22 protein-coding genes and 5 tRNA genes are annotated in these 25,122 nt (G+C 33.2%); 10 read left to right on the top strand and 17 right to left on the bottom strand.

Annotation, left to right across the window (positions count from 1 at the left end):
* Positions 1–237: 237 nt before the first annotated feature.
* From BKH42_RS01730 to BKH42_RS01760, 7 genes are all read right to left on the bottom strand, one after another.
* Positions 238–314, bottom strand: a tRNA-Arg gene (locus BKH42_RS01730).
* A 12-nt stretch (positions 315–326) separates the two neighbouring features.
* Positions 327–403: transfer RNA gene (locus BKH42_RS01735), tRNA-Arg, on the bottom strand.
* A 39-nt stretch (positions 404–442) separates the two neighbouring features.
* Positions 443–519 (bottom strand) — tRNA-His (locus BKH42_RS01740).
* Between the two features lie 21 nt (positions 520–540).
* Positions 541–618: transfer RNA gene (locus BKH42_RS01745), tRNA-Pro, on the bottom strand.
* Positions 619–701: 83 nt separating this feature from the next.
* Positions 702–2,648 (bottom strand): 6-hydroxymethylpterin diphosphokinase MptE-like protein, encoded by a 1,947-nt coding sequence (locus tag BKH42_RS01750; RefSeq protein WP_095294195.1) that lies wholly within the window; start codon positions 2,646–2,648, stop codon positions 702–704.
* Positions 2,649–2,722: 74 nt separating this feature from the next.
* Positions 2,723–3,478, bottom strand: a complete 756-nt coding sequence (locus BKH42_RS01755) for a hypothetical protein (protein ID WP_095294198.1) — start codon at positions 3,476–3,478, stop codon at positions 2,723–2,725.
* A gap of 10 nt (positions 3,479–3,488) precedes the next feature.
* Positions 3,489–4,688, bottom strand: a complete 1,200-nt coding sequence (locus tag BKH42_RS01760) for an EpsG family protein (RefSeq protein WP_095294201.1) — start codon at positions 4,686–4,688, stop codon at positions 3,489–3,491.
* Between the two features lie 93 nt (positions 4,689–4,781).
* On the opposite strand from BKH42_RS01760, the gene BKH42_RS01765 reads away from it, so the two are divergent.
* Positions 4,782–5,615 (top strand): S1-like domain-containing RNA-binding protein, encoded by an 834-nt coding sequence (locus BKH42_RS01765; protein WP_257874226.1) that lies wholly within the window; start codon positions 4,782–4,784, stop codon positions 5,613–5,615.
* Between the two features lie 2 nt (positions 5,616–5,617).
* Here the strand turns inward: BKH42_RS01765 and BKH42_RS01770 are convergent, their stop codons facing one another.
* On the bottom strand, positions 5,618–6,961 hold the full coding sequence (locus BKH42_RS01770) for an FAD-dependent oxidoreductase (protein ID WP_095294204.1): 1,344 nt from the start codon (positions 6,959–6,961) through the stop codon (positions 5,618–5,620).
* 61 nt (positions 6,962–7,022) lie between these two features.
* Between BKH42_RS01770 and BKH42_RS01775 the strand changes: the two genes are divergently transcribed.
* Positions 7,023–7,784 (top strand): SDR family oxidoreductase, encoded by a 762-nt coding sequence (locus tag BKH42_RS01775; protein WP_095294205.1) that lies wholly within the window; start codon positions 7,023–7,025, stop codon positions 7,782–7,784.
* On the opposite strand, the gene BKH42_RS01780 is transcribed toward BKH42_RS01775, so the two are convergent.
* From BKH42_RS01780 to glmM, 7 genes are all read right to left on the bottom strand, one after another.
* A complete protein-coding gene (locus BKH42_RS01780) occupies positions 7,781–9,115 on the bottom strand; it encodes a sodium-dependent transporter (RefSeq protein ID WP_095294208.1) in 1,335 nt (444 codons plus the stop codon). The two genes, BKH42_RS01775 and BKH42_RS01780, sit on opposite strands and share 4 nt — an antisense overlap.
* 9 nt (positions 9,116–9,124) lie before the next feature.
* Positions 9,125–10,465, bottom strand: coding sequence for a sodium-dependent transporter (locus tag BKH42_RS01785; RefSeq protein WP_095294211.1), 1,341 nt, complete (start codon positions 10,463–10,465; stop codon positions 9,125–9,127).
* 152 nt (positions 10,466–10,617) lie between these two features.
* Positions 10,618–10,860 carry a hypothetical protein gene (locus BKH42_RS01790; protein WP_095294213.1) on the bottom strand — a complete coding sequence of 81 codons (243 nt, stop codon included), beginning with the start codon at positions 10,858–10,860 and terminating at the stop codon, positions 10,618–10,620.
* A gap of 59 nt (positions 10,861–10,919) precedes the next feature.
* Complete coding sequence (locus tag BKH42_RS01795; protein WP_095294216.1) at positions 10,920–11,120, bottom strand: Arm DNA-binding domain-containing protein; 201 nt, start codon at positions 11,118–11,120, stop codon at positions 10,920–10,922.
* A 283-nt stretch (positions 11,121–11,403) separates the two neighbouring features.
* Positions 11,404–11,479, bottom strand: a tRNA-Val gene (locus BKH42_RS01800).
* A 29-nt stretch (positions 11,480–11,508) separates the two neighbouring features.
* Positions 11,509–11,958: a signal peptidase II gene (lspA, locus tag BKH42_RS01805; protein WP_095294219.1), complete on the bottom strand. Its 450-nt coding sequence runs from the start codon at positions 11,956–11,958 to the stop codon at positions 11,509–11,511.
* Positions 11,959–11,965: 7 nt separating this feature from the next.
* A complete protein-coding gene (gene glmM / locus BKH42_RS01810) occupies positions 11,966–13,303 on the bottom strand; it encodes a phosphoglucosamine mutase (RefSeq protein WP_095294221.1) in 1,338 nt (445 codons plus the stop codon).
* 112 nt (positions 13,304–13,415) lie between these two features.
* Between glmM and rpsT the strand changes: the two genes are divergently transcribed.
* Both rpsT and prfA read left to right on the top strand, forming a co-directional pair.
* Positions 13,416–13,691, top strand: a complete 276-nt coding sequence (rpsT, locus tag BKH42_RS01815; RefSeq protein WP_095294224.1) for a 30S ribosomal protein S20 — start codon at positions 13,416–13,418, stop codon at positions 13,689–13,691.
* A 58-nt stretch (positions 13,692–13,749) separates the two neighbouring features.
* A complete protein-coding gene (prfA, locus tag BKH42_RS01820; RefSeq protein WP_095294225.1) occupies positions 13,750–14,811 on the top strand; it encodes a peptide chain release factor 1 in 1,062 nt (353 codons plus the stop codon).
* On the opposite strand, the gene BKH42_RS01825 is transcribed toward prfA, so the two are convergent.
* A complete protein-coding gene (locus tag BKH42_RS01825) occupies positions 14,812–15,657 on the bottom strand; it encodes a cysteine ABC transporter substrate-binding protein (RefSeq protein ID WP_180673889.1) in 846 nt (281 codons plus the stop codon). It lies immediately after the preceding gene.
* A gap of 46 nt (positions 15,658–15,703) precedes the next feature.
* Positions 15,704–16,450: an amino acid ABC transporter ATP-binding protein gene (locus BKH42_RS01830; RefSeq protein WP_095294229.1), complete on the bottom strand. Its 747-nt coding sequence runs from the start codon at positions 16,448–16,450 to the stop codon at positions 15,704–15,706.
* A gap of 124 nt (positions 16,451–16,574) precedes the next feature.
* Between BKH42_RS01830 and abc-f the strand changes: the two genes are divergently transcribed.
* From abc-f to purU, 6 genes are all read left to right on the top strand, one after another.
* Complete coding sequence (gene abc-f, locus BKH42_RS01835) at positions 16,575–18,503, top strand: ribosomal protection-like ABC-F family protein (RefSeq protein ID WP_095294271.1); 1,929 nt, start codon at positions 16,575–16,577, stop codon at positions 18,501–18,503.
* 102 nt (positions 18,504–18,605) lie between these two features.
* Entirely contained in the window at positions 18,606–21,167 is a 2,562-nt protein-coding gene (gene acnB / locus BKH42_RS01840) for a bifunctional aconitate hydratase 2/2-methylisocitrate dehydratase (RefSeq protein ID WP_095294274.1), read from the top strand.
* 112 nt (positions 21,168–21,279) lie between these two features.
* On the top strand, positions 21,280–21,945 hold the full coding sequence (locus BKH42_RS01845; RefSeq protein ID WP_095294275.1) for a Crp/Fnr family transcriptional regulator: 666 nt from the start codon (positions 21,280–21,282) through the stop codon (positions 21,943–21,945).
* 8 nt (positions 21,946–21,953) lie between these two features.
* Positions 21,954–23,324, top strand: a complete 1,371-nt coding sequence (locus BKH42_RS01850; protein ID WP_095294278.1) for a hypothetical protein — start codon at positions 21,954–21,956, stop codon at positions 23,322–23,324.
* A gap of 90 nt (positions 23,325–23,414) precedes the next feature.
* Positions 23,415–24,281, top strand: coding sequence for a signal peptide peptidase SppA (gene sppA / locus BKH42_RS01855; protein WP_095294280.1), 867 nt, complete (start codon positions 23,415–23,417; stop codon positions 24,279–24,281).
* An 8-nt stretch (positions 24,282–24,289) separates the two neighbouring features.
* Positions 24,290–25,120: a formyltetrahydrofolate deformylase gene (purU, locus tag BKH42_RS01860; protein WP_095294283.1), complete on the top strand. Its 831-nt coding sequence runs from the start codon at positions 24,290–24,292 to the stop codon at positions 25,118–25,120.
* Positions 25,121–25,122 lie beyond the last annotated feature (2 nt).

Genomic DNA, 25,122 nt, shown 5'->3' on the forward strand with positions numbered 1-25,122 from the left:
TCCGAGTAATTAACTTGGGCATCTACTTAAGAGTCTTTTCTAGTGATTCTAATTATAAAATTCCATGTGTCACATAAAGATTTTTAATCCAAACACTTTGCGATTTTTCAACCACTGTCCTTTATTGAAATATTTTTGATTCTTTTAACTATTTTATAATCAATTTATCAGCAATAAATACGGCGATTTAAGTTATCTTATTTGTAGAGGAAGGATTGAATAGATAGGATATAAAAGTGGTACGCCCGGCAGGATTCGAACCTGCGACCTACGGCTTAGAAGGCTGTTGCTCTATCCAACTGAGCTACGAGCGCATAAAATCTGGGTGGTACGCTCGAAGGGAGTCGAACCCATAACCCCCAGATCCGAAGTCTGGTGCTCTATCCAATTGAGCTACGAACGCAGGAAACAAGATTTTATTAATCATTTAAATATACAAATATGGGGTGGGAGATGGGGATCGAACCCACGACCCTCAGAGCCACAACCTGATGCTCTAACCAACTGAGCTACACCCACCATAAAAAATCTAAAAATGCGTGGTCGGGGCGAAAGGATTCGAACCTTCGACCCCTTGGTCCCAAACCAAGTGCGCTAACCAGACTGCGCTACGCCCCGAAAAACATCTTATAGAAGGCCGAATTATACTCAACTCAAGAGGTTTTGTCAAGGAAAGAAGGAACGTTTTAGGCGTTTTAGGATTATTTTTCGACCAATGGAATGCTCAAACGATATTTAAACACCATCCTATCTAGTGCCTCATTGATTATCTCTTTTGCGTCTATATAAAAAGCTTCTATCTCGTCTTTATCTAAATGCAAAGAAGCAATCATCAAACTCTGAGACATATGAGCTAAGCTTCCTTCAAACATTATTCCCACAAAAGGAGATGAAAAACTTTTTTTTGCAGAGGTAGCATTTATAATATCAATAAGAGCAAAAAGCTCGCGTTTATTTTTGACATTGGTTGTTAAAATAGCCTTGAGTTCATCTCTAAAATCTGAGATTTCTTGGATATAGAAATCTGTACGAATATCATTAAATGCAGTTTTTGTTTTGGAAGTAAAATAAGATTTTATCTGAGCTATAAGTTTCTTTTTTTTGATTTTTGCGAAATTCAATTCATTTGGATGTGTAGATCTAGCTCCATCTATATAAGCCCCTTCACCCAAATTGAGTGCCATTTTGGGATTGAAATTCCTGATAGCCTGAGTGATGTTTTGAGCAGAAAGCAAAAATATTGAATCGCTATAAACAACTTTATCAAAATTTCCTCTTACTCTAAAAGCATCAACAGGCAGAGCAAAACTTTCCTCCCCATAATAAGAATCTGAAGCATGTTTAGAAGCACCTTCTATATAGCCGCAATCCAAACCACACAACAATACCTCAGAACCAAGCTGACAAGCCAAAGCAAATCCCGCATTGCCAACAAAAGGAGCAGAAAATTCTATGACACTTTTAGAGCCATATAAATATCCACTACTACTTCCCCCACGCATAAAAATATAGCTTTCCTTGGCTAAATCTAAAACCTCTGGATTAGTCATATTTGCACATAGCAATGGAGTATCTCCTAATGGTGCTTGTTTTAAAACATCCTTGAGATAATCAATACGCTCTATTTCGATTTGAAAATCAGGTTTTATACCATAAGCCTTCAATGGTTTTAGGGCTGTTCCGCAACTAAAAATAATCATCTTGTCTTGATTTTCTTTAATAAAAGGAAGTAGTCCATCCAAACTTGCACCGTTTCCTACCACACAAATAGGAGCATTTACCCTTTTAGGAAGATTCAAAATAGGATAAGCATTTGAACCAAAAGAGATATTTTTTAGAGTATTTTGCACTCCAATCATCTCATCTTCAAAACTCCCCCACCCTCTTGAATTACTCGCATATTCTTCATCAATAACTTGCTTGGAAGCATCTAACTTTGGACTTGAATAAAGTTTAAGCTCGAGTCTTAAAAAATTATTAGTGATCTTTTTTTGAGAGAAAAAACTACGCACAAAAAACTTATCAATCAAATCTTTGACAAATAAATAACAGCTCTTTGGAGAAACGTTATCAAATAATTTTTCATAATCCACAAAATAACAACTCACTCGAAACATATCTACATTTTCTTCAAAAATAAGTAGAGAATGAAAAAACACACCTCGCTCCCTAATAAACTCTAAAAACATTCCACCCAATAATCCAAAAATGTTTGTCGAAGGCAAAAACGATCGACTCAAATAATATTCTTTAATGCCTCCGTGTTTGTGCAACAAATCAATGAATTCATTGCAAACCCTGCCTGTGATTGGGAGTTTTGATGTATCCATTTTGTCCAAATAAATATGATTGGTATAAATTTTCCACTTAGCATTTGCAATAGGTGAGTTTGAAAGTTCCTCAGAAATATTCACCATTTGATGCCCTTGCTGGGCTGTGGGATAAGAAAGTTCTCCGGTTTTTAGATTAATGATATTCAGACCCTTTTCATCAAAAAGAAGGTTATATTCGATAGGTTCGGCCTTTAATACATCAAAAAGATCAGGGGAAGTTTGACGAAAATATTCCATATTATTGATGAATCTTTGTGAGATTTCTTGTTCTATTTTCTCTCTATTTCCACTTTTTAAAAGCCCTAAAAATGACATTCTATTCCCCTTATATTTTATATTCTAGCTATTTTATTATCATCATCAGAGCAATCAAAATATCTCAAAATGAATTACTTTTTATATCGAAAATTTCTAAAAAAGTCTGCTATAAAGGCACTAAATATTGAAATCATTAATGCTGAGACAACTAGAAAAACCCATATTTTGGTCTGCGTAAATTGAGAAGAAACATTTGTCCATACGACCATATCTTCAATATCGCCATTATTCTTTTTACTCAATTCACTAGAAATAATAACACCATTTTTCAAGATTTCTTGAATCTGTGATTGTAAAAATCCAAAATTATTTGCTCTAGCATTGTTTTTAGAATAACTATCATATATCTCTTTAAGATAGTTTTTTACACTAAGCGCCTGTGGAGAATTTTGAACATACCACACAATCATATCTGCATATTTCTGAGCTGTAGCCTTATTGGGTGCTTGAATATTTATCCAAAAAATATCAGGACTTTGCGGAGATGGAGGTATAGTAACATCCATATTTTGAATAGACTCGATGGCGTTAAGATCTAAATTCGTGGATTGAATATTTTGTTTGAGTAGATTTAAATTTTGTGTGATAGCACGATTAGATAGCAATGCTTTGGTATCGCTCATAGGATTAGTAAGATTTTTAGATTCAATAGAAAACAAATAATGATCGCTAGTTTGCTTGAAATTAGATTTTTTTGTATTTTGAATATCCTCATACTTGATAAAAGCGGTGCCTAAACCCATCACGACAATAAAAACTACTAGTATTGTCTTATAATTTCTCATAAATAAATGGAGTATTTCTCTAGATTCATCATTATATTTCATGTAATTCCTTTCAAAAACTAAAATAATACAAAAAATTTCCCCAAGAAGGGTAAGAAAACCATAGCTTTGAAGCAGGATCAAAAATCCAATAAGCAAATTTTCCCAAAAGTAACAAAAATCCCACGATGTAGGTTAGAATTGATAAGTTCCTAACAGAGACAAAAAACATATACCCTAACAAGAATGAATTAAATATCAACGTTAATCTATTGGAGGCATAGGAAAATGGAAGAAATACAACATAACACCATAAAAAAACGAGATAAAAATATATCCAATATTTTTTAAGATTATCACTCCTAAGTCCAATGCAAAACAATAAACCCATGCATAATAGTAAGAACATAAAAGAAAGATCAAGATTCATAAAAATCCCTCTTTCTTGATAAATGCTATAAAAATTAAGTTTATCAAGTATGCTAATATGAGGGATAATACCACTTTTATATGCCATCAAAATAAATTCAAAGGAAAAAACAAAACTCAATGAACCTATAGCAACAAGACTCAAAGTTAATTTGGGACGATACTTTAAAAATTCTAAAATAAAAAATACAGGAAGAGAGGTAAGATGAAAAAGACAAGCAGTAAGCAAGAAAATAAATTTCCAAATATATTTCTGCTGAGAAAATGCAAATAGTATGAAAATACACGCAAAACTCTGTCTGCTCCATTCACTAGGAGCATAAAAACTAAAAAATAAAAAAATAAAAAATAAACACAACGCTCTTTGTGAAATACCTAAAGAAGAAATGCCATATTTAAGTGCCCATATTGCCATTAAAAGACTTGGAACAAGAATACTGAAAAATAAAATTTCATTGATATTTAAATGACCAAAAATAATATCCAAGAGCAAATAAAACAAGGGAAATCCAACTTCAAAACCCCCGCCATAAGAAAATAATGCACTGTAATGTCCCACGAAAATATCTTTATAGGTATCATAATAACGTAAAAAATCATCCCCATTGTTATCAAAATAAACCCTTGATGCCCATATTAGGCTCCCTGAAATGACAATATCAAGACTCAAGAGAGACAAGATAACATAATCATTAAAACGTGTAAAAATCAGTAATAAAAACATACCAAAAAAATAAGATAAAAGCGGAGAGAACGGCAAGATAAAAAAAGGTAAAAAAGCAATAATATAGAGTACGCTTTTATTTGTATCTCTCATATGGTCATAAGTTTGAACACTTTTCATTTATTCTCCAAAAGAGTAATTTTAATCTATATTTATAAACTTAAATCCACGTATGTCTGCTACAATAGCACTTTAAACTTCACAAGGAATCCGATGCATCCTGGCAAAATTCAAAAACTTCAAATATCTCGTTTTAGTGAAAATGGAGCTTATCTCAAAGACTCTTTTGAAGAAGAGGTATTGCTCCCTAATAAATTTGTCTTAGAAGAATTTAAAGTTGGAGATTTTATTGAGGTCTTTCTGTATACTGATTCGCTAGATAGACCTGTGGCTACAACGCAAAAACCATATGGAGTGGTTGATGAAATCCTCGCCTTAAAGATTGTTTCTATAGAAGAGAAGGGTTGTTTTTTGGATATCGGTATTGATAAAGATATTTTTATGCCCACAAAAGCTCCAAAACGTTTTAAGGTGGGTGATTTTGTAGCTGTTAGAATCACGCTTGATAAACAAGGAAGGCTGATCGCAAGACTTGGTATCAAAGAGTATCTAAAACCCTATTTATTCAATACTCCTTATGTAAAAGTTGAAATCTTGCCTTTTGAAAAAACTCCCCTTGGCATAGGATGTGTTGTAAATAGTCAGTATTATGGACTTTTGTATAAAAATCAAATATTTTCACCCATACGAATCGGGGAAAAAAGTACTGCCTATATTTCAAAAATACGTCCTGATGGAAAACTAGATCTCTGTTTAAAACCCATTGGAGACAGAAGTGAAGATAAAAAATATTTACTAGAAATTATTAGGAAATATAAAGTTTTAGAGCTTGATTTTGATTCATCTCCTGAGGAGATACAAGAAATATGCCAAATGAGCAAAAAAAGCTTTAAAACACTCATTAGCACATTAGTGAAGGAATCAAAAATCAAAATCATAGATAGTTTGAAACGCGATGGCAAAAAAGCCATCCATTTTATGCAATAGATCTATTTAATATTTCCAAATAAATCATTTATCGCCTCAGACATACTAGGATGTGTGAATATCATATCTTTTAACACAACATAGCTTTGCTTCGCATTGATTGCCAATGAAAAAATATTTATTATTTCAGGAGAATTTTGGCAATGCAATGATGCACCTAATATCAAATCTGTTTTTGCATCTATGATAACTTTTAACATTCCTTGCGTATTATTTAAAACCCTAGCTGCAGGAATAGCCTCAGCAGATAGCTTTGCTATCTTGATTTCATAACCTTTTGCCAAGGCCTCTTTTTCCTTTAGCCCCACACAAGCAAGCGGCGTATCTAAAAATATCACTTCAGGAACAGCAGGACGATTTTTTACACTTCGCTTGCCATTGCCAAAAATCAAATCAAAAACAATCCTGAAATCATCTAAAGAAATATAAGTAAAAAGTGGTCCGCCCTTCACATCACCCAAGGCATAAATATTTTCAATATTGGTACGCAAAAATTCATTTGTAATAATTTCTCCTTGATTGTTTATAGCAACCCCTGCTTTTTGTAGATTCAAACCTTCCGTATACGCTTTTCTCCCTGTAGCAAACAATACGGCATCACCTAAAATATGATTGGTTCTACCTTCTTTATCAAATGAAATTTTTACTTTTTCATCCTCATCTTCAATGGATATTGGCACAGCCTCGTAGATAATTTCAATGCCCATTTTTTCAAGACAAGCCTCAACAGAGGCCGCAATATCTTCGTCTTCTTTGGGCATTAGTTGATTTTTACGGATTAAAACACTCACTTTTGATCCAAAATTTGCATACATGCTAGCAAACTCAAGCCCAATATAACCCCCTCCAATAATCAAAAGTTTAGTAGGTAAAACATCCAAATCTAATAGTTCTGTGCTAGTGTAAACTTTTTTAGATTTTATAGGCATATCAGGGATGAAGCTCTTTGAACCTGTATTGATAAAAATCTTTTCACCCTTTATCTGTAATTTTTCCTCCCCCTCAATACAAATAGTTTTGGAATCTAAAAATGAAGCCTTGCCATCAAAAATCGTGATATTTGGTTGCTGTATTAAATTTTGATAATTTTTTTCTCTAAGTGCGAGAATCAATTTATTCTTATTTTCAATACTTTGAGCATAAGAATAAGTGGGGGTCATCTTTGAGAGATGGGATTGATAAACAAGTTTTTTTGTAGGAATACACCCAATATTAATGCAAGTACCACCGTACATTTTTTTTGACTTTTCTATCAAAGCAACTTTTTTACCTTTTGCAGCACTTTTGAGTGCTAAAGTTTTGCCCGCTTTTCCAAATCCGATGATGACAATATCAAATTCTTGCATTTGTGATTCCTTTAAATTTTGTTATATACTAAAACAATAAAACCATTTAAAGGATAATGTAATGATAATTTTTGTTACAGGTGCTTCTGCGGGATTTGGAGAAGCTATTTGCAAAAGATTCATTAAGGAAGGACACAAGGTCATCGCACTAGCAAGAAGAGAGGAAAAACTTCAAAAACTCCAAAAAGAATTGGGAGAAAATTTTCAATTTATTGTTTCTGATGTGAACGATATACAAACGATCAAAAATGGCTTAAAAAATCTCCCTAAAAATTTTGAAAATATTGATGTATTAGTAAATAATGCTGGTTTAGCACTTGGGCTAGAAAGTGCGGATAAAACAAAGCTAGAAGATTGGGAAGTGATGATAAATACAAACATTATGGCACTTGTAAAATTGACTCACCTATTATTACCAGAAATGGTAAAACACAAAAAAGGTCACATTATCAATCTGGGTTCAATCGCTGGAAGTTATCCTTATCCTGGTGCAAATGTATATGGGGCAACAAAAGCATTTGTAAAACAATTCAGCCTTAATCTTCGTGCAGATCTATATGATAAAAATATCCGTATCAGCAATATAGAACCTGGACTCTCTGGGGGAAGTGAATTTTCAATAGTGCGATTTAGCGGAGATAAGCTAAAAGCAAGTCAAGTTTATGAAAATACCAAACCCCTATTGCCTGATGATATAGCTGAAACAATATTTTGGTGTGCAAACCTTCCTGAACATATAAATATAAATCGTATTGAGTTAATGCCAACCACTCAAGCACCTGCAGCCCTAAATGTTGCAAAATCAAATCACAAAGAAGACTAAAAAGAATGCAAAATTTGTGAGATCAAAATCACAATGATAACAACTGGTATGATATAACGTATCAAGAAATACCATATTTTAAACAATCTCACAGACAGGAAATGTTCAGTATATTCATGGGCTTTCTTTCTACCTATGACATAACCGACAAATACGGTTGAAAATAATCCTCCTAAGGGCATAAGAATTGAGGAAGTGAGAAAATCTGCCCACGCAAACATGTTTTTATTTAAAAAGGTGAGTGTCTTTGCGTAATCCACATTCAATGAAAAGATGATTAAAATTCCAACGATAAAAACGCAACCACTTACAATCAAAGTAGCAAAAGAGCGTTTGATTTTAAATTTTTCAATCAAATAAACCACAGAAGGTTCTAAAAGCGATACAGTTGAAGTGACTCCAGCAAACATCAATGCCACCAAAAACAAAATTGAAATAATCTCTCCAGTAATACCCATTTGTCCAAACACTAAAGGAAGGGAAATAAATACCAAACCATCCCCTTGCTGCGGACTCCCGCCGTATTCAAAAATAAAAGTGAATATCATCAATCCAGCAACTAGTGAAATTAAAATTCCAGGCAATACTACCCAAAGAGAGCTCTTGAGTAAATTTTCATTTTTATGAGTAAAGGCTGCATAAGTAATGATGGTGCCTACCCCTAGACTAAGCGAAAAAAACACTTGACCTAAAGATTCTACAATTACCTTTAAAGTGATTTTCTCAGGAGCAAAGTCAAACATAAATTTAAATGCCTCCATAAAAGATGGAATTGTCATCGCATAGACCAAAAGACCAATAAAAATGATGAATAAAAGTGGCATTAAGACAAAATTTAACTTTTCAATACCTTTTTTGATGCCAAAGCAAACAATCCAAGAAGTCAAAATCAAACAAAAACTAAAGCCCACAATCTGCCAATAAATACTATAGTCCTTTAGTTCTGTAAATATTTGCTGAGACTCCAAAAGAGTGGTAGGAAGTTGAAAGCTCACTACAAATAGATAGTACAGCACCCAACCAAGAACTACTGAATAAAAAGATAAAATGATAGGACCACCCAAAAGAAATATACCACTAAGCTTTGTGATAAAATTATTTTTATATAAATCTCCAAAACAAGAAACAATATTTTTCCTGCCTCTGTTGCCTATGATCATATCAGATAGCAACATAGAGATACCAATCGTAAGAGTCAAAAACAAATAAAGCACAACAAAAGCACTCCCTCCATTGTTGCCTGTCATGTATGGAAATCTCCATATGTGACCTAACCCAATAGAGCTTCCTAAAGTCGCTAAGATAAATCCAAATTTTGAAAAATTAGCCAAAGTTAATCCTTATGAAAATAATTCTACAAATTTGGCTATCCATATCACAATAACGACCAATGGAGCAATGTAACGCAATATAAAAAACCATACTTCAAATATTTTCCTGGATAAAAAATGCTTACTGAACTCATAAACTCTCTCCTTGCCAACAACCCAACCTACAAAGATAACTGATAAAAATCCCCCTAGAGGCATCACGATAGCTGAAGAAGAAAAATCCGCCCAATCAAAAAGGCTTTTATCAAAAAATGTCAGGTCATTTTTATAATCCACATTCAAAGAAAATATCATCACAATACCCACTACATAGATTCCTAAAGCAATAAGCCAAGTTGAAACAAATCGATTTAGGGCAAATCTATCTATAATGTATTTCACTGATGGTTCTAAGAGTGATATGGTAGAAGTAATACCAGCAAATCCAAGAGCGACTAAAAATAAAACAGAGATGATATTACCAGCTAAGCCCATTTGACCAAAAATCAAAGGCAAAGAAACAAAAACAAGTCCTGGACCCTCAGAAACCTTTGCACCATATTCAAAAACAAAAGTGAATATCATCAATCCTGCAATTAAAGAAATCAATATTCCAGGTATCACAACCCAAAATGCACTCTTAAGAAGATTTTGTTTCTCATTAGTGGAAGCTGAATAGGTAATGATGATACCCACACCCAAACTAAGTGAGAAAAAAACTTGGCCAAGTGATGCAACAAGAACATTTGGAGTGATTTCCTCAAACTTGAAGGCAAACATAAACTTAAATGCTTCGGAAAAAGATGGCATAGTCATTGCATAGATCAAAAGACCAATAAAAATAATGAACAAAAGGGGCATCAAGACAAAATTTAACTTTTCGATACCATTTTTGATGCCTCTAGAAACTACCCATCCAGTTATACCCAATACTGCAGTAAAGCCTAAAATTTGGGGCAAAATCGAATTGGTAAGTAAGTTTTTAAATTCTGCTTCTGAAGCTACTACATCTACAGGAAGATCAAAACTCACAACGAATAGATAATATGCCACCCATCCAAGTACAATAGAATAAAAAGTTAAGATAAAAGGACCACCAACAAGAGTAATACCAGCATATCCCCACTTTTTTTTGGGGGTTGGATCAAGTTCCTTGAAAGCTTCTGTGGTATTCTTGTTTGTAGTATGGCCAATAAGCATTTCAGCTACCAACATAGAAATTCCTATGCTTAAGGACAAGAACAAAAACAAAAGAACAAACCCGCCTCCTCCACTCACTCCTGCCATATAAGGAAATCTCCATATATGACCTAATCCGATTGAACTCCCTAAAGTCGCTAAAATAAACCCAAGTTTTGAAAAATTGCCCATTCTTGTGCCCTTAATAAAATTGATAGATATGAAAGACAAAAATATACTCAAATTTCTTTTAATTTCGCATTATTTTAGGGTAAAAAATCAGGTTCTTTAAAAACGACACATTTAAAGAAATCAAAATACTATAGAGAAATTTGCTAAGTTTGCTAACTCGTTTTTTCAAATTTAATAACAATATCAATGACATCTCGATGAGTAACATCATTGATATTCAAAGAAGAAATAATGCTTCTATCTTTATCATATTTTGAAAAATAAGGAAGGAAATGCCCCTCAAAGAATCTTTTAATTCTTTGTATTGCACCTTTTTGTAGTTTTTCATTTTTCCTTAAAAACCATTCCTCATAAATTCTATGAATTTGAGCTTGTGTATCAAATGTTAAAAGCATTTCTTCTTGTTTTTTGATAAATTGTGGGTCTTGATTGTTAAAAACAAGTTCTTGATATTCTAAAGCTTTTTTCTTGCTTGTAACAATGAAATTTGAGGATAAGAACCCAGATTGATTAATTTTCTTCGTTTTTGATGGGTGTATCTGTATTGCCAATACTTATAACCTAAATGATGAACCAATAATCGCAATCCTTTTATATCTGATAAGAAATAGTCTTTTTCTTTTGGTTTAGCATTTTTAATTTCAAGTTCTGTCATTGATAGCCTTTTTTATAAAATCAAGACAACTCACAAATGGCTTTAGTTTGAACTAGATGTAATAAAGTGGTTACAAAACAAGAGGTTATAAAATTATAGCCATTTTTGTCTCCGTTTTTGTAACCATTTTTTATTGACTACAATATACTATGAATGGGTTGCAATATACTATGAAATGCAATGAAAATATTAGAAAATAGTTAATCAGGGTTGTTGTTTATGAGATTTGGGGTAATTAATAGGAGATAATACACTATGATTGAATAGAAAAGGAAAGTTGCGATGGTGATCACGATTGGACTTGAACCAACGACCACTACCATGTCAAGGTAGTGCTCTACCAACTGAGCTACGCGATCAAAACTAGCGGGACATTATATACAAAGCATTATTTAGTTTTACTTAAAAACAACATCTTCATAATCAAAATTCCAACTCCAATATCAATCATCACATCAGCAAAATTAAACACCGCAGGAAAATCAATAACATAATGCCAATGAATATAATCCACGACCCCAACATAAGTAAATCTATCTAGTATATTAGAACAACCTGCCCCAAAAATAATCCCAAAAACATAATGATTGTGAATAAAAAATTCTTTTTGACGCACTAGTGCAGTTAGTACAACAAATACAAGCACTATCTGGATATATTTCAAAGTAGAGCCCAAAAAACTAAACATAGAAAAAGCAACGCCCTTATTATAAATAAGTGCAATGGAAACAGCCTCACTTTCATAATCAAAACCATGAACTATAAGGTGTTTGATGAATTGATCTAATGCAAAAACAACCAAAAAAATAACCAAAAAAATCAAAAAACTTTTTTTCATTTGAACCTCAAGAAAGTTTATTTTTTAAAAATTCGCTTAAATCTTTAATGCTCGATTCAAGCACAGACTTATTTTTTCCCTCCAAAAGAATGCGTAACTTATTCTCTGTGCCTGAATATCTTATAAGATGACGCATACCCAATGAAGAAACTTCTTGAATCTTTTCAGCATAACCAACAATTGATTCTAATGGAATTTTTTGTTCAACATTCAAATTGATAAGCTTTTGGGGATACAGTTCAAATGCATTGAATAAATCTGAGCTTTTTTTTCCACTCTCATTTAAAGCTGCCATCACTTGAAGGGCACTCACAAGACCATCTCCAGTTTTTGCATAATCACCAAAAATAATATGCCCACTTTGTTCTCCACCTAAACTTGCACCGTTTTTTTGCATTTCATCACACACATACTTATCTCCAACATTGGTTCTAATCAGTTCAATGTCATTAGTTTGAAGATATTCCTCAAGAGCTAGATTACTCATAACAGTACTTACAAGTTTATTATTTTTGAGACTTCCTATTTTTTTTTGATATACCCCTAATACGCCAATAAGCTTATCTCCATCTACCACATTCCCTTTATTATCAACTACCACCAATCTATCAGCATCTCCATCAAGTGCAAATCCAATATCAGCACGATAACGCCTAACTTCATTGCTAAGCGATAAAGGATGCATCGCACCACATTGTTCATTAATATTCTGACCGTTTGGTTTGTTGTTGATAACCACCACATCTGCACCTAACTCGCTAAATATAGTGGGAGCTACTTTATAACCAGCACCATTTGCTGTATCCACAACCACACGAATCCCCTGCAAGGTAAGATTTTTTGGGAAAGAGTTTTTTATATGCACGATATAACGTCCTATTACATCATCAATCCGTTTAGAATTCCCTATTTCTAAGCCTGTTTTATAGCTACTCTCAATAAGATCTTGATCATCAAACAGTTTTTCGATCTCAGCTTCAGCTTTTTCATCTATTTTATAACCAAAACGATTGAAAAACTTTATTCCGTTATCCTCATAAGGATTGTGTGATGCACTGATCATAATCCCTGCATCACATCGCATATCTTCAGTCAAAAAAGCAATCGCTGGAGTAGGCATAGGGCCTACTTGTATTACATCATACCCAACAGAAGTCAGGGCACTTACAAGTGCATTCTCTATCATATAACCACTTTTTCGAGTATCTTTACCTACCAAAATTTTATTAGTGATAGAATGCTTACGAAAATACAATCCAGCCACAATTCCTAATTTTATCGCAAGAATAGGAGTGATATCTATACCCGCTTTTCCCCTAACGCCATCAGTTCCAAAAATTCTCATTATTAATCTCCAAAAATAGGGTGAATTTCAAAGTGCAATTTTAAACTATTTTTAATCAAATCTAGGGCATAATTGTGCCTTAGAAAAAATTACAAAAGGATTAACCAAAAAGATGGCGAATCATAAATCTGCAGAAAAGAGAATTAGACAGACTGAAAAGAGAACTGAGAGAAATAGGTACTACAGAACTAGAATCAAGAATATTATCAAGGCAGTTCGTGAAGCAGTCAGTGCAAACGATGTTTCAAAAGCCCAAGAAAGTTTAAAAATAGCAAATAAGGAATTGCATAAATTTGTCAGTAAAGGTATTATTAAGAAAAATACAGCTTCTAGGAGAGTTTCTAGGTTAAACGCTTCTGTTAAAAAAATTGCTACCAAAGCTGCCTAACTTTTTGGTAGCTTTGTAAATCCTTCCTCTTGACTTTCTCAACCTTAGGAACCTTAATATGCTTGTGCAAAAACTTCTCCCAATTATTCAACGCTATGATGAAATTTCTTCATTATTGGCTAATTCAGATGTCATTGGGGATGTAAAAAAACTCACTTCCTTAAGTAAAGAACAAAGCGATATTGAGGAAATAACCCAGAGTGCTAAAGAATATATCCAAGTTTTAGAATCTATCAAAGAAAATAGAATTTTACTAGAAGATAAAGAGTTGGGAGAACTTGCCAAAGAAGAACTCAAAGCTTTAGAGAGTAAAAAAATCATCTTAGAGTCGGAGATAAAAACTCTTCTCACACCCAAAGATCCAAACGACAATAAAAATATTTATTTAGAATTACGAGCTGGAACAGGAGGAGATGAAGCAGGTATTTTTGTTGGAGATCTTTTTCGTGCGTATTGTCGATATGCAGATATAAAAAAATGGAAAGTTGAAATCATTAGCTCTAGTGAAAATAATTTTGGTGGATATAAAGAGATCATCGCACTTATAAAGGGAAAAGGAGCGTACTCTAGGCTTAAATACGAAGCTGGCACACATAGAGTTCAAAGAGTTCCTGAAACCGAATCTCAAGGAAGAATTCATACCTCAGCTATCACTGTAGCGATTATGCCTGAAGTTGATGATGTAGAAGTGAATATCAATCCAAATGATCTAAAAGTGGATGTATTCCGTGCAGGAGGACACGGAGGTCAATCTGTAAATACCACTGATTCAGCCGTGAGAATCACTCACATCCCTACTGGAATCAGTGTATCTATGCAAGATGAAAAATCTCAACACAAGAATAAAGACAAGGCAATGAAAATTCTAAAAGCTCGTATCTATGAAGCACAAATTGATGAGCAAAAAATACAAAATTCAGAAGCTAGAAAATCTCAAGTTGGGAGTGGAGATAGGAGTGAACGAATCAGAACTTATAACTATCCTCAAAACCGTCTCACCGATCATAGAATAGGTCTAACGCTATACAGCCTTGAAGAAGTCATGTTATCTGGAAACCTTGATACAATCATTGATCCACTCACTGCAAGCGCCCAAAGCGAAGCAATGGGCGGAGAATAATCAATTCTTAGGTTCAAAAATTACAGAAATTGGATCCACATCATTCCCATAGATTGGTGCAAGTGTAGCTTCATAGGCCTGTTTAATAAAACCATCTTGAGTTAGAATTTTGATTTCATTATTTAGCCACTCTAAAAGCTCTTTGTCTCCTTTTTTAACAGCTGGAGCAATACTCTGCTCATCTCCCAAAGAAGAGATACTAACGACAAAACCAGGATTTTCTTTAACCCAGGCAAACAACAAAGTATTATCGTGTGCCAAAGCATCTGCTCTATCATCTTTTAGAGCTTGAAACGCCTCAGTATTTTGATCGTATTTGAGTAGTTTTATGTCAGGATAGTTTTTGCTGAAGTAAAAATCTGCTGTGGTTCCTTTATTGACTATCAAAGGCTTATCCCTGAGATTATCAATGCTTTTTATTTCTCCATTTTTAGAAACAACTCCAAGTGCGACCTTCATATAAGGCAAAGCAAAATCGACAACCTCCTGTCTTTCTTTGGTTTTTGTAAAATTTGCCATAATAATATCGACCTTCCCAGATTTAAGAAATTCAACCCTAGAGAGTGCTTCAACTGGCACAAATTCAATTTTTGATTCATCGCCTAATAAATCTTTTGCAATTTTTTTAGCAATATATACATCAAAACCATCATATTGGCCTTGTGGGTTGATAAAACCAAATGGTGGCTTATCACTAAAAACTCCCACTTTTAAAATATCTCTTTGTTTAATGGAAGAAATACTATCTTGATTTTTGTCACCACCATTTGAACAAGCCACAAGAAAAGCACCTATAGATACCATAAAAAGTATTCTGAACATTTTTTTTATTTTTAAGTTTATCATTTGATTCCTTTGATTTTTTTGCATCTGATACATTAACACAAGCAGGTTAAAAACTACCCAAAAAATTAAACATATCAAGAAATTTCTTTGCACGTTCTGTTTTTGGAGAAGTAAAAAAATCCTTTGGATTGCCCTCTTCCAGAATAATCCCTTCATCAAAAAATACAATTTTATCTGCAACTGCTTGAGCAAATTTTATTTCATGAGTTACAATAATCATACTCATTCCTTCTTTTGCAAGTTCTAAAATAACATCTAAGACTTCTTTAACCATTTCAGGATCCAAAGAAGCTGTTACCTCATCAAAAAGCATTATTTCGGGATTCATACACAGTGCCCTAACAATAGCCACCCGTTGCTTTTGACCTCCTGAAAGTTCTTTGGGGTAAGCATTCTGTTTATTTTCAAGTCCAACTCTTTTGAGTAATTTTAAAGCCTGAGAACTGACTTCTTCTTTTTTTCGATTCTGAGCTTTTAAGGGGCCTAAAAGAATATTTTGAAGCACACTCATATGGGGGAATAATTCATAGCTTTGAAAAACCATACCAATTTTTTGCCTGATAAGATTCCAATTGGTCTTAGGAGTGTTGATGATTTTACCATCTAAAATTATTTGACCTGCCTGTATCTCTTCTAGTCCATTCAGACATCTCAAAAAAGTGCTTTTTCCGCATCCACTAGGCCCTAAAATAACAACCACTTGACTTTTTTGTATGCTAAAATCAATGCCTTTTAAAATTTGATGATTATCATAAAATTTCACAAGGTTTTTGGTTTGCAACAATGCCTCCATTAAATTCCTTTGGCTTTAAATTTGTTTTTAGTCTTTTAAAATAATAAACCACCTTGATACAATAATTCAAAAATCCATCGTTAAAACTTTGGTATCATTTTATATCTTTTAAATAGGGGTACCAATGGCGTTAGTAAGTTTATTAGGAGTTTGCAAACAATACGATTATAAAGTGATTTTAAAGGATATAAATTTTTCCATCCCAAAGGGAGAAAAGATCGCTATCGTAGGAAAAAACGGGAGTGGGAAATCAACACTTTTAAAAATCATCACTAAAGAAATTGAAACTGATGAAGGTGAATGTATCTTTCAAAATAACTTAAAAATCCTGAGTTTGCCACAAAATCCAATCTTTGAACCACTAATGAGTGTCAGGGATGTTTGCGAAGACAGTCTAGCAGAACTTAGAGATGCGCACAAGCGTCTTGAATTTCTAAATACTCAAGATAGCACAGAAGAAGGGCTACAAGAGCAAGGAATGCTTATAAGTTTTATAGAAGAACATCGCGGATGGGATATAAATAGCAAAGTGGATGAAATTTTACAAAGATTTGATTTGGAAAATATAGCAAACAGATTGGCAAATACTTTGAGTGGAGGAGAACAAAAACGCCTTGCTTTATCTGTAATGCTTTTAAAAAAAGCAGATATTTTGATTTTAGATGAACCCACCAATCATCTTGATGTCCAAATGGTTGAATTCCTTGAAGAAATGATTTCTTCTCTTAGTTGTTCTGTAGTGTTCATAAGCCATGATAGATACTTTATAGAAAGCCTAGCTCATAGGGTGGTAGAAATTGACGAAGGAAAACTTTTAAGCTTTGAAGGAGGTTATAGTAATTATTTGCAAAAAAAAGAGGAGATATTAAAGAATCTCTCAAAAGAACACGAACATTTGCTTAAACTCTTAAAATCAGAAGAAGAATGGCTAAATAAAGGAGTTCAAGGCAGAAGAAAACGCAATGAAGGTCGTAAGGCAAGGGTATTGGAAATGAGAAAAAATGCCAAAGCAAATCCCTCTATTATCAAAAAAATGCGTCTAGAACTCCAAAGAGAACAAAAGCATTTCAACCGAGATGAAAGCAAAAATGCCAAAAAAATGCTTTTTGAATGTGAAAAAATCAGTAAAAAAATTGAAGAGAAGGTTCTTATTTCTAATCTAAGTCTAAGAATCTTGCAGAAAGATAAAATCGCTATTGTAGGAAAAAATGGAAGCGGAAAATCAACACTTTTAAAAATTTTTTTAAATCAAATTCCCCAAGATAGTGGCATTATCAAGCGAGGAGATATTAGCATTGGCTATTTTGATCAACAAAGAAAAATGCTAGATGAAGATAAAAATTTGTTAGAGACTTTTTGTCCTAATGGTGGAGATCATATCGAAATCAAAGGCAAAAATATGCATGTTTTTGGCTATCTAAAAAACTTCTTATTTCCTAAGGAGTTTTTGGACAAAAAAATATCATATTTGAGCGGAGGGGAGAAAAATCGAGTTGCACTTGCATTATTGTTTGCAAGAAAATATGATTGCCTGATTTTAGATGAACCCACCAATGATTTAGATATTGCGACTATCAATATCCTTGAGGAATATTTACAGAATTTTGATGGAGCACTCATTTTTGTAAGTCACGACAGATATTTTGTGGATAAAATAGCCCATAAGCTTTTAGTATTTAAAGGCGATGGAATATGTGAAGAAAGTTATATGAGCTATACAGAATATCTAGATATCCAAAAAGAACTTGCAGAATATGATGTCTTAGAATCAGATCTAAAAGACAATCAAAAAGATGAAAAAATCAAGAAAAATAACAAACTAAGCTACAAAGACGCAATGGAATTAGATCTTTTGCCAAATCAAATAGAAAAACTAGAGAATATTATTAAGTCTTTAGAGCTAGAATTAAGCGATGAAAGAATCTATCAACAAAAAGGTATTGCGAACATTGCTAGAGAAATACAAGATGCCAAAGAGGATTTAGAAAACAAATTACAAAGATATTTTTTTTTAGAAGAAAAGCATCATAACCTAACTCAGAATAACTCATAAAAAAACAAAATCATAAATGTTTATTATGTTTGTTTTGTTGTTAAGGTAAAATTCATTATGATATCTCAATCAGGTTGAAAAATCATTTTTAAAGGAGACAAAATGCAAAAATTTATCGGCGATTACAGACAAGCACAACAAAAGAGAGAACAAGATGGAATTCCTCCGCTTCCTTTGAATGCAAAAGAAGTACAAGAGGCGATTGAAATCCTCACAAGCACAGCCTCAACTAAAGAAGAAAAGCTTTTTGCTAAGGAATTATTGATTCATAGAGTGAGTCCAGGTGTAGATGAGGGTGCAAAAGTAAAAGCAGAGTTTTTGGGAAAAATTTCAAATGGCGAACTTGTATGTGATGAGTTTTCAAGCCTTGAAGCTATTAGATACTTAGGCACAATGTTAGGTGGTTATAATGTCAAATATCTAATAGAGGGTATTTCTCATACAAATAAGGACATTGCTCAAGAATCTGCAAATGCACTCAAACACACATTGCTTGTGTATGATAGTTTTGATGAAATAGCAAAATTAAGTCAAAACAATATCCTAGCAAAAGAAGTTATTCAATCTTGGGCAAATGCAGAGTGGTTTTTAAGCAAACCCGCATTGAACGAAGTAATAGAAATGTGTGTATTAAAAATTGATGGCGAAACAAACACTGATGATTTAAGTCCAGCAAGTGATGCATTCACTAGAAGCGACATTCCCTTACACGCTAAAGCGATGTTAAAAAATCGAGTTGATAACTATGAAAAACGTCTTACAGACATCAAATCCAAAGGTCTGCCTGTTGCGTATGTTGGAGATGTGGTTGGAACAGGAAGCTCAAGAAAATCAGCTTGCAACTCTATTATGTGGCATTTTGGGAATGAAATCCCCTATGTGCCAAATAAAAAAACTGGAGGAATCGTTATAGGTGGAGTTATCGCCCCAATATTTTTTAATACTTGCGAGGATAGCGGCTCTCTACCTATAATAGCAGATGTAAAAGATATAAAAGAAGGCGATATCATAAAAATCCATCCCTATAAGGGAGTAATAGAGAAAAATGGTGCCCCTATAAGTAAATTTACACTCACTCCAAATACAATTGTAGATGAAATTAGAGCTGGTGGGCGAATTTCCCTTATTATTGGAAGAGGTTTAACCAATAAAGCCCGAAAATTTCTAGGACTTAGCGAATCTGATATTTTTGCAAAACCTGAAATTCCAAAAGATACTGGAAAAGGCTTTACATTAGCTCAAAAAATTGTCGGATTAGCTTGTGGAGTTAATGGCATTAGAGCGGGAACTTATTGTGAACCAATCGCAACAACTGTAGGAAGTCAAGATACTACAGGTGCTATGACTCGAGATGAAGTCAAAGAATTAGCAAGTCTGAACTTTAGTGCTGATTTTGTACTTCAAAGCTTTTGCCATACAGCTGCTTATCCAAAACCTGCTGATATTAGCTTACAAGCAACCTTACCTGATTTTATGACCACTAGAGGTGGAGTAGCGTTGCGCCCCAAAGATGGTGTTATACACTCTTGGCTTAATCGCATGTGCCTACCTGATACATTGGGCACAGGAGGCGATAGTCATACAAGGTTTCCTATAGGCATTAGTTTTCCAGCAGGAAGTGGATTGGTCGCATTCGCAGCTGTAACAGGATCTATGCCATTGAATATGCCAGAATCCGTATTGGTGCGCTTCAAAGGAGAACTAAATCCAGGTATTACTCTTAGAGATTTAGTCAATGCAATCCCTTATTATGCTATCAAACAAGGCTTAATGACAGTAGAGAAAAAAGGTAAAAAAAATATTTTCAATGGCAGGATACTTGAAATTGAAGGTTTAGAAAATATCAAGGTCGAACAAGCTTTTGAACTTAGTGATGCGAGTGCTGAAAGAAGTGCGGCTGCTTGTAGTATTTTGCTCAACAAAGAGCCTATCATTGAGTATCTTCAATCCAATATTGAATTGATTGAAAAAATGATTCAAAATGGATATGAAAATGCGACTACTTTAAAACGTCGTGCTAATAAAATGCGTGAATGGATAAAAAATCCCGTTTTACTTCAACCTGATAAGGATGCTGAATATGCAGCCATTATTGAAATCAATCTGAATGATATAAAAGAACCTATATTGGCTTGTCCAAATGATCCTGATGATGTGGCCACACTAAGTGAAATTTTAAGTGATTCCAAAAGACCTCATCATATTGATGAGGTCTTTATCGGTAGCTGTATGACCAATATCGGTCATTTCAGAGCCTTTGGGGAGATCATAAAAGGTGCAGGACAATCTCCAACACGAGTTTGGATGGCACCTCCTACAAAGATGGATGAAAAACAACTCGCCAAAGAAGGTTATCTTTCTGTATTTGGAGCTGCAGGAGCCAGGATAGAAATACCGGGATGTAGTTTATGTATGGGGAATCAAGCAAGAGTAAAAGATAATGCTGTGGTCTTCTCTACCTCCACAAGAAATTTTGATAATCGTATGGGTAAGGGTGCTCAAGTGTATTTAGGAAGTGCAGAACTTGGTGCTGTATGTGCCCTAATAGGAAGACTCCCTACTAAAGAAGAGTATATCAAATTGGTACCTGAAAAACTTGATAATAAAAAAGATAGTATTTATAAATATTTGAATTTTAATTTAATGGAAAATTTTAGTCTATAATCTGTGTAGTTTTGAGTATAAAAGCTACACAGAATACTCTTTTTAGCAAGTATGATTTTACTAAAATTCCTTACTTGCAAGCAATACAAGTTCTGAAAATGAAGGGAAAAATTTGATTGAAAAACTAAGATCCCTATCTTTCTTTAATGGCATAGATGAAAACACACTTACAAAAATTTGTGATTTTAGTAAGATAAGATCTTATGAAAAAGATTTTATCTTGTTTTATGAGGGACAAATCATTGAGAGTGTTTTGTTTTTGCTCAGTGGCTCTATAGATATTCACAAATTCGATCGATTTGGAAATAAAAAATATCTCTATGCTATTGACTCTATGCAAGAAGATGAAGATAATCTTTTACTTATCAATGATATTAATTTCAATCAAATCAAGACTTTTGGCAATGCCTGTGTTTGGGAAAAAAGTGAAATTTTAAGTATTGATTCCAAAAAATTATTCCAACTTGTACAACAAAATATAAATTTATTTTCAAATCTCTCTAAACAGATGATTCTAAAAAATCAAAAACTATATGAAACAATCAATCGTGATATTGTTTTTGATGCTATTGCCAAACTAGCATACACATTAGATAAAGATCTATATCGTTTTAACCTTATGCAACGCCAAGAAATTGCCTATAGACTCAATATTCAACCCGAAACACTCTCAAGAATTCTAAAAAAATTAAAACAAGATGGTATTATAGAGCCTACCGAAAGTGGCGAAATTAAAATAGTAAATAAAAATAGCTTACAAGAAATTTATAAAATATAGGAATATAAATGAAATTTGCTTTTAAAAATCCCATCTCTTCAAGGTTATCTACGATTGTTGGGATCACTTTTGTTGTGGTGTTTTTTGTGATGATATTTAATATTTATCTCAATAGAGCCAATATTTCACTCACAAGAGTGCTGAATAATCTGAATATTCAAGTAAATTTATCTCAGTCAATCATCAAGGAAGTTTTTTTAGACAACTATCGCAATACTAATGATTTTGAAATCCTCAACGAAAAATCTAGCAGTTTGCTGAAAAAATTTGACACACTTTTTTATCAAGATAAAACTTATAAAATTTTTTGGCTAGATAGAGTCTATATCAAAAAACTACTCACCCAAATGCAAGATGAGTTAAAAATATTCAACGACAACATCAGATCTTACGAAATTTCAAGAAAGAACCTATATAAAAATAGAAATTTCTTATATTTAAACAATCAAAAACTACTAGATATGAGTGATGAAATTGTTAAAAAAATGCTCCAGAGAAAAGTAACTCAAGAAGAGATAAACCAAGCAGGGAAACAAAGAATGCTCACCCAAAAAATATCTTATCAGCTGACTCTATACACAATAAAAAAAGAAAAAAGTGCTTATGATGAATTTTTGAACGCTTTTGAAGAATACAACTCAACCATTTTGAGTTTTTATACCAACTCTACTTATAAAAGCAATAAGGAACTTTATGAAACTATCAAAATGAACTATAATTTTTGGCAAAAATATGCTTTTAATATTCACGAAATTATAGCCAATCAAGAGATATTGTCTGATTCTCTAAGTGGAATAAACCACAATGGTAGCCTACTAGCACAAAACCTAAAAAAACTTTATGAAATTTACGATAGAGCAGCTAAGCAAACCGAATATGTCTTTAATATTTTCCAATACATTGCTATAGCAATCGTTTTGGTTGTTATTTTTGGTTTGATATTTACAACAATTTGGACAAAAAAACAAATTGCAAATTTCCTGAAATATTCAAAAGATCTTAATGAAAATAATCTATCAAATATTCAGCTCCAAGAAGATACCGAACTCGCTCAAGCAAGTAGAAATATTAATGATTTTATCAAACGCATTCAAAAAACCAAACAAAACTCAATCCTAGCAAAAAAAATTGGCGAACAAATTCACAATGAAATAATGGAGATCAATTCAGACATTAAAGAGCACCTAGATGAAAAAAGCTTTAGTAAAGAAGATAAAGAAAAAATCCAAAAAGAAATGGGTATGAGCGAGTATATCGCCATTGAGTCTAGTGATGAACTTATCAACATCACCAAGAAACTTGAAAAATTAAGTGATTCCATCGATAAATCCATAGATATTTACACAAATTGCCTTACATGCAAAGAAAAAAATAAATAAGAAATCATTTTAAACTCTATAAAAAGCAAAATCCAAGGGATTTTCTAATATAATCCCGCATTTGAACACCCCAAAAACATAGGAACAACAATGATAAAAAAACTTCTTAGTTTCATCGTGATGCCATTAGATTTTATTACAAAATATTTTAAAGCAATGGTATTTTTACTTATCGTTATTATTTTGATAATATCGGTAACTCCAAGTTCTTCAAGTATCAATACCCCAAATCTTGCGAAAATTTATTTACAAGGCCCCATCATTGATAGTGAAGGAATTAGAACTCAGATTAATAAAATTTTAGATACTCCTAGCATCAAAGGAGTTCTACTTATCATCAATTCACCTGGTGGTGGTGTGAGTGCGAGTGTAGAAATTGGTGATATGATAGCAGAACTCAAGCAAAAAATGCCTGTTATAGCATATGTAGAGGGGGTTATGGCAAGTGGGAGTTACTATGCAGGAATGTATGCAGATAAAATCTATGCAAACAGAGGGGCTTTGATAGGTTCAATCGGAGTAATCTTTAATGGAGTAAATATTTCAGAACTTGCTAAAAAATTAGGTATTCAAGAACAAGTCATAGCCGCTGGAGAATACAAACAAGTCGGTACTTTTATGAGAAAATGGACTCCTCAAGAAAGGGGTTTTATTGAAGATCTTATTCAAGAAGAATACAATATGTTTGTATCTGATGTAGCCGATACTAGAGGGCTTGACATTAAATCATCCAAAGAATACGCACAAGGGAAGGTATTTAGTGCAAAAAAAGCTCTCAAACTAGGACTTATTGATACTATTGGCACCCAAAATCAAGCAATAGAAATGCTTAAAAATCTCTCTGAAGTGCAAAATCCTGTTTGGTTAAAAAAAGATAAGTTTGAAGCATATCTAGATAAGATCATCAAAACAAGTACGCAAATAATGATAAATACTTTTGCCTACACTCTTAAATAAGGAATTCAATGAGGCATATTGTACTGATAACTTGTCCAGATAGACAAGGACTCGTTTTTAACATCTCTTCAGTGTTGCTCAAGCACGGTTTAAACATTGAACGCAATGATGAATTTGTAGATAAGCTCAGCAATCAATTTTTTATGCGAACTGTGGTGAATGGTCATACAGATGCCAAAAATCTCAAAAAAGATATTCACGCCTTTTTGCCTCCTGAAGCACAAATCAATGTAGTGGAAGAAAAGAAAAAATCCATTATTATTTTATGCACAAAGGAAAATCATTGCTTGGGTGATCTATTACTGCGTTATGATAGCGGAGAACTTAATGTCAATATTAAGGCCATCATCAGTAATCATTCCAATCTTGAAGAACTTGTGAAAAGATTTGGGATTGATTTTTTTCACATAAGCTCTGAAAATATTTCTCGCGAAGAGCACGAGAAACTTGTACTAAATAAATGCAATGAATTTGAAGTGGATTTTTTGGCACTAGCTAAATATATGAGAATATTATCTCCAAATTTTGTAGAAAAATATAAAAATAAAATCATCAATATCCATCATAGTTTTTTACCTGCATTTATTGGTGCAAATCCATACAAACAGGCATATGAACGAGGAGTTAAGATTATTGGGGCTACAGCTCATTTTGTGAATGATCATCTTGATGAAGGACCTATCATCACCCAAGATATTACCAAAATTGATCATACCTACAGTTGGCAGGATATGCAAAAAGCTGGTAGAGATGTAGAGAAAGTCGTTTTTGCTAGAGCGATTGAGCTTGTATTAAGTGATAGGGTTTTTATACACGGAAATAAAACGGTGGTTTTTTAAAT

This window comes from Helicobacter sp. 13S00482-2, assembly GCF_002272795.1.
Taxonomy (GTDB): Bacteria; Campylobacterota; Campylobacteria; order Campylobacterales; family Helicobacteraceae; genus Helicobacter_J.

Coding starts and splice junctions, on each gene's coding strand:
- BKH42_RS01750 (WP_095294195.1), bottom strand. CDS start 2,648: ATGTCATTTTTAGGGCTTTTAAAAAGTGGAAATAGAGAGAAAATAGAA.
- BKH42_RS01755 (WP_095294198.1), bottom strand. CDS start 3,478: ATGAAATATAATGATGAATCTAGAGAAATACTCCATTTATTTATGAGA.
- BKH42_RS01760 (WP_095294201.1), bottom strand. CDS start 4,688: ATGAAAAGTGTTCAAACTTATGACCATATGAGAGATACAAATAAAAGC.
- BKH42_RS01765 (WP_257874226.1), top strand. CDS start 4,782: ATGCATCCTGGCAAAATTCAAAAACTTCAAATATCTCGTTTTAGTGAA.
- BKH42_RS01770 (WP_095294204.1), bottom strand. CDS start 6,961: ATGCAAGAATTTGATATTGTCATCATCGGATTTGGAAAAGCGGGCAAA.
- BKH42_RS01775 (WP_095294205.1), top strand. CDS start 7,023: ATGATAATTTTTGTTACAGGTGCTTCTGCGGGATTTGGAGAAGCTATT.
- BKH42_RS01785 (WP_095294211.1), bottom strand. CDS start 10,465: ATGGGCAATTTTTCAAAACTTGGGTTTATTTTAGCGACTTTAGGGAGT.
- BKH42_RS01790 (WP_095294213.1), bottom strand. CDS start 10,860: ATGCTTTTAACATTTGATACACAAGCTCAAATTCATAGAATTTATGAG.
- BKH42_RS01795 (WP_095294216.1), bottom strand. CDS start 11,120: ATGACAGAACTTGAAATTAAAAATGCTAAACCAAAAGAAAAAGACTAT.
- lspA (WP_095294219.1), bottom strand. CDS start 11,958: ATGAAAAAAAGTTTTTTGATTTTTTTGGTTATTTTTTTGGTTGTTTTT.
- glmM (WP_095294221.1), bottom strand. CDS start 13,303: ATGAGAATTTTTGGAACTGATGGCGTTAGGGGAAAAGCGGGTATAGAT.
- rpsT (WP_095294224.1), top strand. CDS start 13,416: ATGGCGAATCATAAATCTGCAGAAAAGAGAATTAGACAGACTGAAAAG.
- prfA (WP_095294225.1), top strand. CDS start 13,750: ATGCTTGTGCAAAAACTTCTCCCAATTATTCAACGCTATGATGAAATT.
- BKH42_RS01825 (WP_180673889.1), bottom strand. CDS start 15,657: ATGATAAACTTAAAAATAAAAAAAATGTTCAGAATACTTTTTATGGTA.
- BKH42_RS01830 (WP_095294229.1), bottom strand. CDS start 16,450: ATGGAGGCATTGTTGCAAACCAAAAACCTTGTGAAATTTTATGATAAT.
- abc-f (WP_095294271.1), top strand. CDS start 16,575: ATGGCGTTAGTAAGTTTATTAGGAGTTTGCAAACAATACGATTATAAA.
- acnB (WP_095294274.1), top strand. CDS start 18,606: ATGCAAAAATTTATCGGCGATTACAGACAAGCACAACAAAAGAGAGAA.
- BKH42_RS01850 (WP_095294278.1), top strand. CDS start 21,954: ATGAAATTTGCTTTTAAAAATCCCATCTCTTCAAGGTTATCTACGATT.
- sppA (WP_095294280.1), top strand. CDS start 23,415: ATGATAAAAAAACTTCTTAGTTTCATCGTGATGCCATTAGATTTTATT.
- purU (WP_095294283.1), top strand. CDS start 24,290: ATGAGGCATATTGTACTGATAACTTGTCCAGATAGACAAGGACTCGTT.